Source organism: Escherichia sp. E14S1, from assembly GCF_004211995.1.
GTDB lineage: Bacteria > Pseudomonadota > Gammaproteobacteria > Enterobacterales > Enterobacteriaceae > Escherichia.
Window position 1 is genome coordinate 325,116 of the sequence record NZ_RHJQ01000010.1, and the last position, 15,101, is coordinate 340,216.

Annotated in this window: 12 protein-coding genes; 5 read left to right on the forward strand and 7 right to left on the reverse strand. The window is 52.8% G+C overall.

The window, feature by feature from the left end:
* Window positions 1–28 precede the first annotated feature (28 nt).
* From glcA to glcD, 6 genes are all read right to left on the reverse strand, one after another.
* Window positions 29–1,711, reverse strand: coding sequence for a glycolate permease GlcA (glcA, locus tag D9734_RS13095; protein ID WP_130207997.1), 1,683 nt, complete (start codon window positions 1,709–1,711; stop codon window positions 29–31).
* A 355-nt stretch (window positions 1,712–2,066) separates the two neighbouring features.
* Window positions 2,067–4,238, reverse strand: coding sequence for a malate synthase G (glcB, locus tag D9734_RS13100; RefSeq protein WP_130207999.1), 2,172 nt, complete (start codon window positions 4,236–4,238; stop codon window positions 2,067–2,069).
* Window positions 4,239–4,259: 21 nt separating this feature from the next.
* The gene (locus D9734_RS13105; protein ID WP_000853256.1) at window positions 4,260–4,664 is read right to left on the reverse strand and encodes a GlcG family protein; all 405 of its coding nucleotides are present in this window, start codon (window positions 4,662–4,664) and stop codon (window positions 4,260–4,262) included.
* Between the two features lie 4 nt (window positions 4,665–4,668).
* Window positions 4,669–5,892 (reverse strand): glycolate oxidase subunit GlcF, encoded by a 1,224-nt coding sequence (glcF, locus tag D9734_RS13110; protein ID WP_130208001.1) that lies wholly within the window; start codon window positions 5,890–5,892, stop codon window positions 4,669–4,671.
* Between the two features lie 10 nt (window positions 5,893–5,902).
* Window positions 5,903–6,955 (reverse strand): glycolate oxidase subunit GlcE, encoded by a 1,053-nt coding sequence (gene glcE / locus D9734_RS13115; protein WP_130208003.1) that lies wholly within the window; start codon window positions 6,953–6,955, stop codon window positions 5,903–5,905.
* Window positions 6,955–8,454 carry a glycolate oxidase subunit GlcD gene (glcD, locus tag D9734_RS13120; RefSeq protein ID WP_125097517.1) on the reverse strand — a complete coding sequence of 500 codons (1,500 nt, stop codon included), beginning with the start codon at window positions 8,452–8,454 and terminating at the stop codon, window positions 6,955–6,957. Before glcD ends, glcE begins: the two co-directional genes overlap by 1 nt.
* Window positions 8,455–8,704: 250 nt before the next feature.
* Here glcD and glcC point away from each other — a divergent pair, with 250 nt between their 5' ends.
* Window positions 8,705–9,469 carry a transcriptional regulator GlcC gene (gene glcC / locus D9734_RS13125; RefSeq protein WP_130208005.1) on the forward strand — a complete coding sequence of 255 codons (765 nt, stop codon included), beginning with the start codon at window positions 8,705–8,707 and terminating at the stop codon, window positions 9,467–9,469.
* Between the two features lie 6 nt (window positions 9,470–9,475).
* On the opposite strand, the gene yghO is transcribed toward glcC, so the two are convergent.
* Window positions 9,476–10,618, reverse strand: coding sequence for a protein YghO (yghO, locus tag D9734_RS13130; RefSeq protein ID WP_205712818.1), 1,143 nt, complete (start codon window positions 10,616–10,618; stop codon window positions 9,476–9,478).
* Between the two features lie 371 nt (window positions 10,619–10,989).
* Between yghO and D9734_RS13135 the strand changes: the two genes are divergently transcribed.
* The 4 genes from D9734_RS13135 to D9734_RS13150 are packed head-to-tail and all read left to right on the forward strand — an operon-like array spanning window position 10,990 to window position 15,074.
* Window positions 10,990–12,711, forward strand: coding sequence for a fatty acyl-AMP ligase (locus D9734_RS13135; RefSeq protein WP_240780541.1), 1,722 nt, complete (start codon window positions 10,990–10,992; stop codon window positions 12,709–12,711).
* Window positions 12,708–13,622, forward strand: a complete 915-nt coding sequence (locus D9734_RS13140; protein ID WP_130208007.1) for an NAD-dependent epimerase/dehydratase family protein — start codon at window positions 12,708–12,710, stop codon at window positions 13,620–13,622. The genes D9734_RS13135 and D9734_RS13140 overlap by 4 nt, the downstream gene beginning before the upstream one ends.
* 31 nt (window positions 13,623–13,653) lie before the next feature.
* Entirely contained in the window at window positions 13,654–13,902 is a 249-nt protein-coding gene (locus D9734_RS13145; RefSeq protein ID WP_001697422.1) for an acyl carrier protein, read from the forward strand.
* On the forward strand, window positions 13,902–15,074 hold the full coding sequence (locus D9734_RS13150; RefSeq protein ID WP_130208009.1) for an aminotransferase class I/II-fold pyridoxal phosphate-dependent enzyme: 1,173 nt from the start codon (window positions 13,902–13,904) through the stop codon (window positions 15,072–15,074). The genes D9734_RS13145 and D9734_RS13150 overlap by 1 nt, the downstream gene beginning before the upstream one ends.
* Window positions 15,075–15,101 lie beyond the last annotated feature (27 nt).

Sequence of the window (15,101 nt, forward strand, 5' to 3'; positions counted from 1 at the left end):
ATATTGACGATCATCCGGCATTATTGACTTACGAAACTAACATTCCGGTAAACACATATGCCTGCAGCAGGGTGATAATGCCGATAACGCTGGCAAAAATCAGACTGTGCTTCACGGTGTAGCGGAACAGTTCAGATTCTCGGCCCACCATGCCCGTCGCGGCGCAGGCCACGGCGATAGATTGCGGGGAGATCATCTTGCCAGTTACGCCGCCGCTGGTATTTGCTGCCACCAGCAGAGTGTCAGAGACGTTGATTTGCTGCGCCGTGGTTGATTGTAGTGAACCAAACAGAGCGTTCGAGGAGGTGTCCGAGCCGGTAAGGAATACCCCCAGCCAGCCGAGGAATGGCGAAAAGAACGGGAACATCACACCAGTACCCGCCAGTACCAGCGCCAGTGTGGTAGACATACCGGAATAGTTGGTCACGAAGGCAAATGCCAGCACCATGCCAATCGACAGTATCGGCCACTTCAGGCTAATTAGCGTTTCGGCAAAGACACTAATACCTTTCTTGATCCCCACGCCGAGGATGAAGATAGAGATAATCGCTGCAATGAAAATAGCGGTGCCGCCAGCAGAGAGCGGGTCGAATTTAAACACCGCGTCCATTGGCGTCGGCTGGGCGACAATGGGGGCCGCTTTCAAGACTTGTTGATGCAAATGAGGGATCTGGAAATTAATCACCAGCGAATAAAACGCGCCGCCCGGAGCAAATAACGCTTTAAACGGTTTCATGGTCCAGATGGTGACCAGCACCGTTAAGATTAAAAACGGTGACCACGCGCGAATGATTTGCCCCAGACTATATTCTGAAGGCACGGGACCGCCAGAAGACGGTTTATTCACCACCATCGCACCTGCGGATTGCCCCATGCTGATTGCCGTTTCGGTATTTTTCGGTCGCCAGACTTTAAGGAATAAAGACAGTGAGACGATACTCACCAGCGCCGAAGTAATATCCGGCAGCTCAGGACCAATGTAGTTAGAGGTAAAGAACTGGGTAACCGCAAAGCTACCACCCGCAACCAGCGCCGCTGGCCACGTCTCTTTCACCCCTTTCCAGCCATCCATCATCGCTACCAGCCAGAACGGCACCAGTACCGACAGGAACGGCAACTGACGTCCCGCCATTGCACCAATGTGGAACGGATCGATTCCGGTCACCTGACCGGCGACCAGTATCGGCACGCCCAACGCACCAAACGCCACCGGCGCAGTGTTAGCAATCAGACACAGCCCCGCCGCGTATAACGGTTTGAAGCCCAGGCCCACCAGCAATGCCCCTGTAATTGCCACCGGTGCGCCAAAGCCTGCCGCCCCTTCCAGCAACGCGCCAAAGGAGAAACCAATCAGTAACACCTGCAAACGCTGATCGTCGGTGATGGAGATAACCGAGCTGCGGATAATATCAAACTGACCGCTGGCAACGGTTAATTTATACAGGAAAACCGCCGCGACAATAATCCAGGCAATTGGCCATAATCCATAAATAAAGCCATAGCCCGCAGCAGCAAATGCCATATCAATCGGCATTTTAAAGGCGAATATCGCAATCAGGATAGATAATATAAGGGTTATTGCTCCAGCGACATGCCCTTTCAGACGTAATACCGCAAGTGCAACGAAGAAGAATATTATTGGGATCAGGGCAACCAGAGCGGATAGCCCCAGTCCTCCCATCGGCATATACATTTGGGTCCAGGTAACCATATTGTTCAGTCTCTTATTATCTTTATATGCTTGATATGATTAAGGTTGTAATAAGCAAAAGAGGACTGAACTGTAAAATATAGGCGTTATACTTTACAGCAACAGTACGCTGCTAACGCAATTGCTACCTCTGGCATAACAAGTATATCGGGTAAGGGGTTCTATTCCGCACACGCAGGTGCAGAGTATCGTTAAGATGTCCATATTGTTGTTTTAGGCCCGCTAGTAATGCGCTGCGGGTATTTAATTTTGTTAAACCCTGATAATCGCTCCGGTTATTTCCGGGATAAATGTACTACCGCAGTTACTATAATAGCCCCGACAATAAAACTTGCCGGGGCTTTTTTTGACGCTATTAATGACTTTCTTTTTCGCGTAAACGCCAGGCGTGTAATAACGGTTCGGTATAACCGTTTGGCTGTTTCACGCCGAGGAAGATCAAATCGCTGGCGGCTTTAAAAGCACACGAGTTAGCGAAATTCCCCGCCATCGGACGATAAGCCGGATCGCCAGCGTTTTGCTGATCAACCACTTTCGCCATATTCTCCAGTGACGCCTGCACCTGCTCATTGGTCAGAATGCCGTGGCGTAACCAGTTGGCAATATGCTGGCTGGAGATGCGCAGCGTTGCACGGTCTTCCATCAGCGCCACGTTGTGAATATCCGGCACTTTTGAACAACCAATCCCCTGCTCTACCCAACGCACCACGTACCCCAGAATCCCCTGCACGTTGTTATCCAGCTCTTGTTGGATCTCTTGCGCCGACCAGTTAGCATTTTCAGCAACCGGAATGGTCAGCAGATCGTCCAGCAGCGGTTCAAATTCAGCATTGAACTCGGTCTGGGCAATGTTGGCTTGCACGCTCTGTACGTTGGTTTGGTGGTAGTGCAGCGCATGGAGCGTAGCGGCAGTTGGCGACGGAACCCAGGCCGTGTTTGCCCCGGCACGTAACTGGTCGCCCTTCTGGCTGTACATGTCTGCCATCAGGTCCGGCATTGCCCACATGCCTTTGCCGATTTGCGCTTTACCGCGCAGCCCGCAGAACAGACCGGAAAGCACGTTATTGCGCTCGTAGGCTTTGATCCACGGCGTCGATTTCATCTGGTTTTTACGCAGCATCGGGCCAGCTTCCATCACCGAATGCATCTCATCGCCAGTACGGTCGAGGAAACCGGTATTGATGAACGCCACGCGGTTGCGCGCCTGAGCGATACAGCTACGCAAGTTCAGCGAGGTCCGGCGTTCTTCATCCATAATGCCCATTTTCAGGGTATTCGGTGCCATACCGAGCATTGCCTCAACGCGGGTAAACAGTTTGTTGGCGAACGCCACTTCCTGCGGACCGTGCATTTTCGGCTTCACAATATAGACGCTGCCAGTGCGCGAGTTTTTCTGCACTTTTAAATCATAGAGGGCAATCGCGCCAGTCATGACGCCATCAAGAATACCTTCCGGAATTTCATTGCCTTCGCTGTCCCAAATTACGGGAATGGTCATCAAATGACCTACGTTACGGATAAACAGCAGCGAGCGCCCGTGCAGAGAAATTTCAGAGCCATCGGCGGCGGTGTACTGACGATCGTCATTCAGTTTACGCACGATTTGCCGACCGTTTTTCTCCATTTTCTCTTGCAGAGTCCCCTGCATCAGGCCCAGCAGGTTACGGTACAGCAGGATTTTATCTTCCGCATCAACCGCAGCGACCGAATCTTCACAGTCGAGAATGGTACTGATGGCGGCTTCAACGATAACGTCGTTGATGTGCGCCGGATCGTCTTTGCCAATCCGCCCGTTGGCATCGATTTGCAGCTCAATATGCAGGCCGTTATTTTTCAGCAAAATGCAGGTCGGCGCAGCGGCATTACCACGGTAACCGACAAACTGTGCCGGAGTACGTAACGTGGTTTCTTTACCATTTTTCAACTGGATACGTAATTGTTTGTCGACCACCTTAAACGCCACCACATCCTGATAGCTGCCGTTTTCCAGCGGTAGAGATTCATCGAGGAAACGCCGAACCCAGGCGATAACCTGCTCACCGCGCTGCGGATCGTAGCCACTGACCATCGCCCCTTCCTGTGGGATGATGTCGCTGCCGTATAACGCATCGTACAGTGAGCCCCAGCGAGCGTTTGCCGCGTTCAGCGCGTAGCGGGCGTTCATCGCCGGAACCACCAGTTGTGGCCCCGCCTGACTGGTGATTTCGCTATCGATGCCCGTGGTTTCCACCGTAACGTGGTCCGGCTGCGGCACGAGATAGCCCAGTTCACGCAGGAAAGATTTATAAGCCGCTTTGTCTTTTACCGGCCCCGGATTGCTGCGATGCCATTCGTCCAGCGCCGCCTGAATGCGATCGCGCTCTGCCAGTAATTGACGATTTTCTGGCGCCAGATCGTGAACGATCTCATCAAAATTGCGCCAGAACGCCGCAGCGTCCAGCCCTGTTCCCGGTAAAACTTCTTCATCCACAAAACGTTTAAAATTGGCGTCAATGCGTAAACGGCCCTGGGTTATGGTTTGACTCATTGTTTATCTCCTCGTTTTCGCTTATTTCGCCAACACCGCTGCTGCCGCTTTCGCGACCTGCGCATCCTGTGCTCCGGTTAAACCAGAAACGCCCACGGCACCAATAATTTGTCCATCAACAACAACCGGTACGCCACCTTCCAGCGACGTCAGTAACGGCGCAGTCACGAACGCGGTACGTCCGTTGTTCACCATCTCTTCATAGCCCTTAGTTTCGCGACGCCCCAGCGCGGCAGTACGCGCTTTCTCCTGAGAGATGTAGGCCGCTATCGGCGCGCAATCGTCCATGCGACTTAACGCCAGCAGATGACCGCCGTCATCGGCAACAGCAATGGAAACAGACCAGTTATTTTTCTGCGCTTCTTCCTGACCTGCGGCAATAATTGCACTCGCCATTTGCTGGCTAAGAATGACTTTAGTTTTCATTTTGTTATTCCTTTTCAAGGGCTTGTTCTACAATTTCAATCCAGTGACGCACAGAGGTACGACCGGCGCTCGCCAGATGCGTCTGGCAACCAATGTTGGCGGTGACGATCATTTCCGGTTTGCCGCTTTCCAGCGCATTCATTTTGTTATCCCGCAACTGGCGCGCCAGATCGGGATGCGTTAACGCATATGTTCCCGCCGACCCGCAGCACAGATGGCTGTCGGGAACATCGGTTAAGGTAAATCCAAGACGAAGCAACACTTTTTCCACTTCGCCGTTCAGCTTTTGCGCATGTTGTAGGGTACACGGGCAGTGGAAGGCCAGTTTTTTATCGCCGCGAATTGCCAGTTTTTCCAGCGGTTCCTCGCGCAGAAGTTCGACTAAATCGACCGCCAGCTCACTGACCTGACGCGCTTTATCGGCATACAACGCATCGTTTTTCAGCATCTGCCCATACTCTTTAACGAACGCGCCGCAGCCGCTGGCGGTTTGCAAAATTGCCTCGGCACCTGCTTCAAGCGCGGGCCACCAGGCATCAATGTTATTTCGCGCCCGCGCTAACCCTTTCTCTTGCGCATTAAGATGATAGTCCACCGCGCCACAACAGCCTGCTTCGTTAGCTGGCATGACGCTGATCCCCAGACGATCCAGCACCCGCGCGGTTGCCGCGTTAGTGTTGGGCGAAAGTGTAGGCTGGGCGCAACCTTCCAGCATTAAAACCCGGCGCTTATGGCGCAGCGGTGGACGCGGTTTGGCTTTCACCGTTTCAGCGGGTAATTTTGCTCTTATCTGTTCTGGCAAAAACGGTCGCAGCACCAGCCCTACCTGCGTCAATGCGCGAAAGACCGCCGGACGCGGCACCACCTGACGCAGCCCTTCGCGCAGCATTCGCTCCGGCAGTGGGCGTTTCACTTTCTGCTCGACAATATCACGCCCGATATCCAGCAAATTGTGATAGCGCACACCAGAAGGACAGGTGGTTTCACAATTACGGCAAGTGAGACAGCGATCGAGATGCTCCTGTGTTTTAAGCGTAACTTCGTTGCCTTCCAACACCTGTTTAATCAGATAGATGCGCCCGCGCGGCCCGTCCAGTTCATCGCCCAATAGCTGATAAGTTGGGCAGGTTGCGGTACAAAATCCGCAATGAACACAGGCGCGCAGGATGCTGTCGGCTTCCTGCGCTCGCGCGTTCTGCCGCATCTCTTCGGTTAACCGGGTTTGCATAGCCTGCTCCTTAAAGTTCCGCGTACATGCGACCGGGGTTAAACACGCCGCAAGGATCGAGCTGCTGTTTAAGCTGCTGGTGATAGCGGAATAAAGGAGCCGGTAGCGCGGCAAAGCCGCCATCTCCGGCACTAAAGCGGGTCGCATGACCGCCAGCGTTGCGGGCGATGCGATGGATTTGATTGTCATCGGCTGTCGATTTCAGCCAGCGTAACGCGCCGCCCCAGTCGATCAGTTGTTCGCCGGGTAAATCCATCATCGGCGCATCGCTGGGTAATGAAATGCGCCATAAGGTACCTGGTAACGAGAAGAACGGCAGTTGTTGTTCACGCAATTGCTGCCAGAACTGACCCGCAACCTCTTCGCCCCCCAGCAGTTCACGCGCCGCTTTCACCGATCCTTCACCGCCTTCAAGGCGGATCCACAACGCGTTGTCGAAGTAACATAAGCCACTAATGGGTAGCGGCTGAAGTTGCCACTGGGCGATTTCACTCATGGCTTCTTGCAGGCTGATTTCCCGACGCAGGCTCAGGGTGGCGCGCGGTCGCGGTAACACTTTCATTGAGATTTCAGTGAGCACGCCAAGACAACCGTAGCTTCCGGCCATTAATCGCGAGAGATCGTATCCGGCAACGTTTTTCATCACTTCGCCGCCAAAACGCAGATGTTTTCCTGTGCCGGTAATGATGCGCGTGCCGAGGACAAAATCGCGGACCGAACCGCTCCACGGGCGACGCGGCCCCGCCAGCCCGCAGGCGACCATCCCGCCCCAGGTAGCTTCTTCACCATAATGCGGCGGCTCGCAGGGGAGCATTTGCCCCGCGCTTTCCAGCGCCGCTTCAATCGCCACCAGCGGCGTTCCGGCACGCGCGGTTATCACCAGCTCGGTCGGGTCGTAATTAACAATGCCGCGATGACAACGCACATCCAGCGTTTGCCCGGTGACAGGACGGCCTAAAAAGGCTTTGCTATTGCTTCCCTGAATCACCAGCGGCGTTTTATTACTAATCGCCTGATTCACCTGCTCCAGCAGCGCCTGGCTGTAATCACACTCGCGTAGCATCAGAAACGCTCCAGTTCAGGGAAAGGTAAATGACCGTGATGCACGTGCATGGCACCAAATTCAGCACAGCGGTGTAGCGTGGGGATGTTTTTTCCTGGGTTCAGCAAACCATCGGGATCAAACGCCGCCTTGACTGCATGGAAGGTCGTGATTTCATCGCTGTTGAACTGGGCGCACATTTGATTGATTTTTTCGCGCCCGATGCCATGTTCCCCACTGATGCTGCCGCCCACTTCAACGCAGAGTTCGAGGATCTTCCCGCCCAGCTCTTCCGCGCGGGCAAATTCACCGGGTTCGTTGGCATCGAAAAGGATTAACGGGTGCATGTTGCCGTCTCCGGCATGAAAGACGTTGGCGACGCGTAAATCATATTGCTGCGATAAACGGGCAATGCCTTCCAGTACGCCAGGTAGCGCGCGGCGTGGGATGGTGCCGTCCATGCAGTAGTAATCGGGAGAGATGCGCCCCACCGCCGGAAAAGCGTTCTTGCGGCCAGCCCAGAAACGTACGCGCTCTGCTTCATCCTGTGCCAGACGGACGTCAGTCGCGCCCGCTTTCAGTAAGATGTCGTTAACTCGCTCGCAGTCTTCCTGTACGTCAGACTCCACGCCGTCCAGCTCGCATAACAAAATCGCTTCGGCGTCGACGGGATAACCGGCATGAATAAAATCTTCTGCCGCGCGGATCGACAGGTTATCCATCATCTCCAGCCCGCCGGGGATAATGCCATTGGCGATGATGTCACCAACCGCAAGTCCGGCTTTTTCTACCGAGTCAAAGCTGGCTAACAACACACGCGCCACGGGCGGCTTCGGCAGCAGTTTTACCGTCACTTCGGTGGTCACGCCGAGCATACCTTCCGATCCGGTGAACAGCGCCAGCAGGTCAAAACCAGGCGAATCCAGCGCGTCCGATCCCAGCGTCAGCGCCTCGCCGTCCAGCGTTTGCACTTCAATTTTCAGCAGGTTATGTACGGTCAGACCATATTTCAGGCAGTGGACGCCCCCCGCGTTTTCCGCCACGTTGCCGCCAATCGAACAGGCGATTTGCGAGGAAGGGTCCGGTGCATAATAGAGATTATGCGGTGCTACGGCCTGGGAGATCGCCAGGTTACGCACGCCCGGCTGCACGCGCGCACGGCGTCCGACGGGGTTAATGTCGAGGATCTCTTTAAAGCGCGCCATCACCAACAACACACCTTTTTCCAGCGGCAGCGCGCCGCCAGAAAGCCCGGTGCCTGCGCCACGGGTCACCACCGGCACACGCAGGCGGTGGCAAACGGCCAGAATCGCCGTCACCTGTTCCATCTGCTTAGGCAGAACAACCAGTAATGGACGCGTGCGATACGCGCTCAACCCGTCACATTCGTAAGGAGTGATCTCCTCATCGGTATGCAGGATCTCCAGTCCAGGGACATGCTCACGCAGTGCCATCAGTACCGATGTGCGGTCGACATCGGGTAAAGCGCCATCAAGACGCTCTTCGTACAAGATGCTCATGAGTAGGGTTCGCTTTGTTGTGTTGTGTGGCAGCTGATTTTTGCGCGCTGCTTCTGTGAACAGTTATTAAGCGGGGTTTTCGTTTTCGTCTATCTCTTTAGCTACCGGTCAGACCATTTTTTTTCCATCTCTGTGACTTCGCGTTGGTTAACTCAATGTTAAATTGATGTAACATAATCACTTACGTGATGTACGTGTTTCGCGAGTTAAGAACAGAAAAATTGGTCCTACCTGTGCACGAGGTCCGGGAATGAAAGATGAACGTCGCCCTATTTGCGAAGTAGTTGCTGAGAGTATCGAACGGTTAATTATCGACGGCGTACTGAAGGTCGGTCAGCCGCTTCCCTCGGAGCGTCGGCTGTGCGAAAAGCTCGGCTTCTCGCGTTCCGCACTGCGTGAAGGACTGACCGTGCTGCGCGGGCGCGGGATTATTGAAACAGCGCAGGGTCGCGATTCTCGGGTCGCGCGGCTTAATCGGGTCCAGGACACCAGCCCGCTAATTCATCTGTTCAGCACGCAGCCGCGAACGCTGTACGATCTGCTTGACGTTCGCGCATTGCTGGAGGGCGAATCGGCAAGGTTGGCGGCTACGCTGGGAACCCAGGCTGATTTTGTTTTGATAACCCGCTGTTATGAAAAAATGCTCGCTGCCAGTGAGCACAACAAAGAGCTTTCGCTGATCGAACATGCACAGCTGGATCACGCTTTCCATCTCGCCATTTGTCAGGCTTCCCACAATCAGGTGCTGGTGTTTACGCTGCAATCATTGACCGATCTAATGTTTAATTCGGTGTTTGCCAGCGTGAATAATCTCTACCATCGACCACAGCAAAAAAAACAGATCGATCGCCAGCATGCGCGGATCTATAACGCGGTGTTGCAGCGACTCCCGCATGTCGCCCAGCGCGCCGCCCGCGATCATGTGATGACCGTGAAAAAGAATCTCCACGATATCGAACTGGAAGGCCACCATTTGATTCGTTCGGCGGTGCCGCTGGAAATGAACCAGAGTTAGCTGGAGTTAAATCTGCTTTTCATACAAGCGGTAACGCTTGTACGGCTCCGCCCCAATGCGTTCCAGCATGTTATTCATGCCTGTATTGGTTTCGAGGATCCATGACATTTCCAGCGCATCGATCTTCCGGCGGGCAAACGGATCATGTAAGGCTTCAATCAATAACAGCGCAATCACCGGGCCGATGCGGCTGAACTGATACTCGTCGCGAACCCCCATTAGCGGCACTCGCGCGGTCCGCACACCGCTGACTTTCAAGCGCCACAGCAATTTTGCCCAGCCGAAGGGAAAGAGCGATCCGTTCAGATCGGCAATCGCCTCGTTGATGTTCGGTAAGCCGACAATAAACGCGCAGGGTGCAGAATCAATCTCGGCGATGTAGATCATATCGTCCGGCACCAGATACTTAAGTTGATCGCCCATGGTCGCAAATTCATGTTCGGTAAACGGCACAAATCCCCAGTTGTGCTGCCAGCCGGAGTTGAAAATCTCACGCAGGATCTGCATCTCTTCGGCAAACCGCTGACGATTGATGCAGCGAATGGTCACCTTTTTGCGCACCTGATCCATCAGTTTTTTTAGCGCCGGAGAGAAAGTGAGATCGGTTCGCTGCATCCACCACGCCAGTAAATCAATACCTTTGTGATAACCCAGTTGTTCAATATGCGCGGCATACCACGGTTTACCGTGCGGCATCATCGCACTGGGTGGTGTGTCAAAACCTTCAATCAGTAATCCGCTTTCCTGATTGATATTCAGGCTGAAAGGCCCGGTGATGTTGCGTGCGCCTTGTGACTTCAACCACGCTTCCGCTACGTCAAATAAAGCTTTAAAAACCTGCGAATCATCAATGGCGTCAATCATGCCGAAATGACCGGTATCCTCGCCGTAACGCTCGCGGTGCAAGGTATCGATTTGCGCGGTAATGCGCCCTACTACCTGCCCCTCTTTTTTCGCCACCCATGCCTGCCAGATAATATGGTCCGTTCCCGGATTCTTTTGTGACAGATGCTCACTGCGTTCAATGCATAAAGGAGGGATCCAGTTTGGATCATCGAGATAAAGTGACGACGGAAAAGCGATAAATGCTTTTAAGTCGTTTTTATTTATTACTTTTTCAATTTTAATCATCAGCAGATCGCATTCCATATTTACGTGGATAACAAATAATTAACGGTGAAAAACAGGCAGTAACCGCAACGAATGGCACCTTAATAATCCACCCAATGAATACAAACGAAGACAAAACAATATTTATTAATGATGTTGATAAAACCAGTGACTGCGTTAAACAGTCAATAATGTCTCTTATAGACTTAAGCGACCCGACAAGGCATCACCTTAATACATTCATAAATTAAATATTATTCACAATAAAAAATAACAGAGCAGAACTTATTATCTTAATCAATGTTCAATATCACAACGATGAAAATACTATCTCATTTATCTTTTATGCATATATAATCCACCGCATTATTGTCATTTTATTTTTGATATCCAATTTTCTTGTGGTGTATATGTCCAATAAAATCTTTACGCATTCTTTGCCTATGCGCTATGCCGATTTTCCAACGCTGGTTGATGCTTTGGACTATGCCGCTCTGAGTAACGCCGGAATGAATTTTTATGACAGGCGTAGCCAGCTTGAAGATGAACTGGAATATCACACTTTAAAAGTGCGAGCGGAAACAGGAGCCAGGCGGCTGCTATCGCTGAACCTGAAAAAAGGCGATCGCGTGGCGCTGATTGCCGAAACCAGTAGCGGGTTTGTCGAGGCATTTTTTGCCTGCCAGTATGCTGGATTAGTTGCCGTACCATTGGCGATTCCAATGGGCGTCGGTCAGAGGGATTCCTGGAGCACCAAACTGCAAGGTTTACTGGCAAGCTGCCAACCAGCCGCGATAATCACTGGCGATGAATGGTTGCCGCTGGTCAATGCCGCGACGCATGATAACCCCGAATTACATGTTTTAAGCCACGCCTGGTTTAAGGCATTACCGGAAGCCGATGTTGCGCTCCAGCGTCCAATTCCGGACGATATCGCCTATTTGCAGTACACCTCCGGCAGCACCCGTTTTCCCCGTGGCGTTATCATCACTCACCGCGAAGTGATGGCTAATCTACGCGCCATCAGCCACGATGGCATTAAATTACGCCCTGGCGACCGCTGCGTCTCCTGGCTGCCTTTCTACCATGATATGGGGCTGGTCGGTTTTCTCCTGACACCTGTAGCCACGCAGCTTTCGGTGGATTATTTGCGCACCCAGGATTTCGCCATGCGCCCACTGCAATGGCTTAAATTGATCAGTAAAAATCGTGGCACTGTTTCCGTTGCGCCGCCGTTTGGCTATGAATTGTGCCAGCGCCGCGTGAATGAAAAAGATCTCGCTGAGCTGGATCTCTCCTGCTGGCGCGTCGCGGGTATTGGCGCTGAACCCATCTCCGCAGAACAACTCCATCAATTTTCTGAATGTTTTCGTCAGGTTAACTTTGACGATAAAACGTTTATGCCCTGCTACGGACTGGCAGAAAACGCGCTGGCCGTCAGCTTCTCCGATGAAGCCTCCGGAGTTGTGGTCAATGAAGTGGATCGCGATATCCTCGAATACCAGGGTAAAGCCGTGAAGCCAGGTGTTGAAACACGTGCCGTATCAACTTTCGTCAACTGTGGTAAGGCATTGCCGGAACATGGCATTGAAATCCGTAATGAAGCAGGTATACCAGTAGCGGAACGTGTGGTGGGCCATATTTGCATCTCCGGCCCCAGCCTGATGAGCGGTTACTTTGGCGATCAGGCTTCACAAGACGAAATTACCGCGACGGGCTGGTTAGATACCGGCGATCTCGGCTATCTGCTGGACGGTTATCTGTATGTCACCGGGCGCATTAAAGACCTGATTATTATTCGTGGGCGTAATATCTGGCCGCAGGATATTGAATACATTGCGGAACAGGAGCCAGAAATTCACTCTGGCGATGCCATTGCGTTTGTTACCGCCCAGGAAAAAATCATTTTGCAGATCCAGTGTCGGATCAGCGACGCAGAGCGCCGCACGCAGCTTATCCACTCGCTGGCGGCGCGGATACAAAGCGAATTTGGCGTAACCGCGGCTATCGACCTGTTACCGCCCCACAGCATTCCTCGCACATCTTCCGGCAAGCCCGCCCGCGCAGAAGCCAAAAAACGTTATCAGAAGGCCGTTGCCGCCAGTTTCCATGTGCAGGAATCACTCGCATGAATCAAACTGTCGCGGTAACGGGCGCTACCGGGTTTATCGGTAAATATATTGTCGATAACCTGCTCGCCCGCGGCTTTCACGTCCGCGCATTGACGCGTACTTCCCGCGCTCACGTCAATGACAATCTCATCTGGGTGCGCGGTTCGCTGGAAGATACGCATTCACTTAGCGAGTTGGTTGCTGGTGCCGGTGCTGTGGTCCATTGCGCCGGGCAAGTACGCGGACACAAAGAGGATGTCTTTACTCGCTGTAACGTTGACGGCAGTCTGCGCCTGATGCAGGCGGCAAAAGAGAGTGGCTTTTGCCAACGTTTTCTTTTTATCTCTTCGCTGGCGGCGCGCCATCCCGAACTCTCCTGGTACGCGAAATCCAAACACGTCGCCGAACAACGACTAGCAGCAGTGGCGGACAAAATTACGCTGGGCATTTTTCGCCCAACAGCAGTCTATGGCCCCGGCGATAAAGAGTTAAAACCACTGTTTGACTGGATGCTGCGCGGCCTGCTGCCACGGCTGGGCGCACCAGAGACGCAGCTCTCTTTCCTGCACGTCACCGATTTTGCGCAAGCCGTGGGTCAGTGGTTAAGCGCCGATTCCGTACAGGCGCAAACGTATGAATTATGTGATGGTGTCGCCGGTGGCTATGACTGGCAGCGCGTGCAACAACTGGCCGCCGCCGCCCGTCAAGGAGCTGTACGGATGGTCGGCATTCCTCTGCCGTTGCTCACCTGCCTTGCAGATGTCAGTACCGCGTTGAGTCGCCTGGCCGGTAAAGAACCTATGCTGACCCGCTCGAAAATTCGTGAATTAACCCACGCCGACTGGTCGGCAAGTAATAACCGTATTTCTGAAGATATTAATTGGTTTCCCGGGATTAGCCTGGAACACGCATTACGCAACGGGCTATTTTGATTGTCTTGTTTAAAGGTGTGTTAACGTTTCTATGGTAAATCGTGAAATAGTAATGGATTACATCCTTTCCTGTTTACAGGATTTGGTCGAAAACGGTGTGGAAATTAAGCCTGACAGCGATCTCGTCAACGATCTCGGCCTGGAGTCGATTAAAGTGATGGATCTCTTAATGATGCTGGAAGACAGATTTGATATTTCCATTCCTATTAATATTCTGCTGGATGTCAAAACCCCTGTGCAATTAATGGAAACACTACTTCCATGGCTGGAGAATAAATAATGGGGCTATACGATAAATATGCGCGTCTTGCGGGCGAGCGACTGCAATTTAGCGATAACGGGTTAACGCCGTTTGGCACCTGTATTGATGAAGTGTACTCCGCCACCGAAGGGCGCATTGGCGATAAAAAAGTGATTCTGGCCGGGACCAATAATTATCTCGGTTTAACCTTCAATCATGATGCCATCGCCGATGGTCAGGCAGCGTTAGCGACGCAAGGCACCGGCACCACCGGTTCACGTATGGCTAATGGTAGTTATGCGCCGCATCTGGCGTTAGAGAAAGAGATCGCCGAGTTTTTCAATCGCCCTACCGCTATCGTTTTTTCAACCGGTTATACCGCTAATTTAGGTGTCATCAGCGCACTTGCCGACCATAACGCCGTGGTGTTGTTGGATGCCGACAGCCACGCCAGTATTTATGACGCCTGTTCTCTCGGCGGCGCGGAGATCATTCGTTTCCGCCATAACGATGCTAAAGATCTGGAACGTCGCATGGTGCGCCTCGGTGAACGAGCAAAAGAGGCGATTATCATCGTTGAGGGCATCTACAGTATGCTCGGTGACGTCGCACCGCTGGCGGAAATCGTTGATATCAAACGTCGTCTCGGCGGTTATTTGATTGTCGATGAAGCGCATTCATTTGGCGTGTTAGGCGCAACGGGGCGCGGACTGGTTGAAGCCGTTGGCGTTGAAGATGATGTGGATATTATCGTTGGCACCTTCAGTAAAAGCCTGGCTTCTATTGGTGGTTTTGCCGTGGGTTCGGAAGCGATGGAAGTGCTGCGCTACGGCAGCCGTCCGTATATTTTTACCGCCTCCCCTTCTCCTTCCTGCATTGCAACCGTGCGCTCGTCGTTAAGAACCATTGCCACTCAACCAGAGCTGCGGCAAAAACTGATGGATAATGCCAACCATCTGTATGACGGGCTGCAAAAACTGGGTTACGAGTTAAGCTCACATATTAGTCCGGTAGTGCCGGTAATAATCGGTTCGAAAGAGGAAGGTTTACGCATCTGGCGTGAGCTTATTTCGCTGGGCGTGTATGTGAATCTTATCCTGCCACCTGCCGCGCCTGCGGGTATTACGCTGTTGCGCTGTAGCGTAAACGCTGCCCACAGTTGTGAACAAATCGATGCCATCATTCAGGCGTTCGCTACTCTGAAGCAGTAACGTGAGCCCGCCGTGGTGTTACCCCTC

Bases quoted from the DNA above. Each gene is read 5' to 3' on its own strand.
- glcA (WP_130207997.1), bottom strand. From the start codon at position 1,711: ATGGTTACCTGGACCCAAATGTATATGCCGATGGGAGGACTGGGGCTA.
- glcB (WP_130207999.1), bottom strand. From the start codon at position 4,238: ATGAGTCAAACCATAACCCAGGGCCGTTTACGCATTGACGCCAATTTT.
- D9734_RS13105 (WP_000853256.1), bottom strand. From the start codon at position 4,664: ATGAAAACTAAAGTCATTCTTAGCCAGCAAATGGCGAGTGCAATTATT.
- glcF (WP_130208001.1), bottom strand. From the start codon at position 5,892: ATGCAAACCCGGTTAACCGAAGAGATGCGGCAGAACGCGCGAGCGCAG.
- glcE (WP_130208003.1), bottom strand. From the start codon at position 6,955: ATGCTACGCGAGTGTGATTACAGCCAGGCGCTGCTGGAGCAGGTGAAT.
- glcD (WP_125097517.1), bottom strand. From the start codon at position 8,454: ATGAGCATCTTGTACGAAGAGCGTCTTGATGGCGCTTTACCCGATGTC.
- glcC (WP_130208005.1), top strand. From the start codon at position 8,705: ATGAAAGATGAACGTCGCCCTATTTGCGAAGTAGTTGCTGAGAGTATC.
- yghO (WP_205712818.1), bottom strand. From the start codon at position 10,618: ATGGAATGCGATCTGCTGATGATTAAAATTGAAAAAGTAATAAATAAA.
- D9734_RS13135 (WP_240780541.1), top strand. From the start codon at position 10,990: ATGTCCAATAAAATCTTTACGCATTCTTTGCCTATGCGCTATGCCGAT.
- D9734_RS13140 (WP_130208007.1), top strand. From the start codon at position 12,708: ATGAATCAAACTGTCGCGGTAACGGGCGCTACCGGGTTTATCGGTAAA.
- D9734_RS13145 (WP_001697422.1), top strand. From the start codon at position 13,654: ATGGTAAATCGTGAAATAGTAATGGATTACATCCTTTCCTGTTTACAG.
- D9734_RS13150 (WP_130208009.1), top strand. From the start codon at position 13,902: ATGGGGCTATACGATAAATATGCGCGTCTTGCGGGCGAGCGACTGCAA.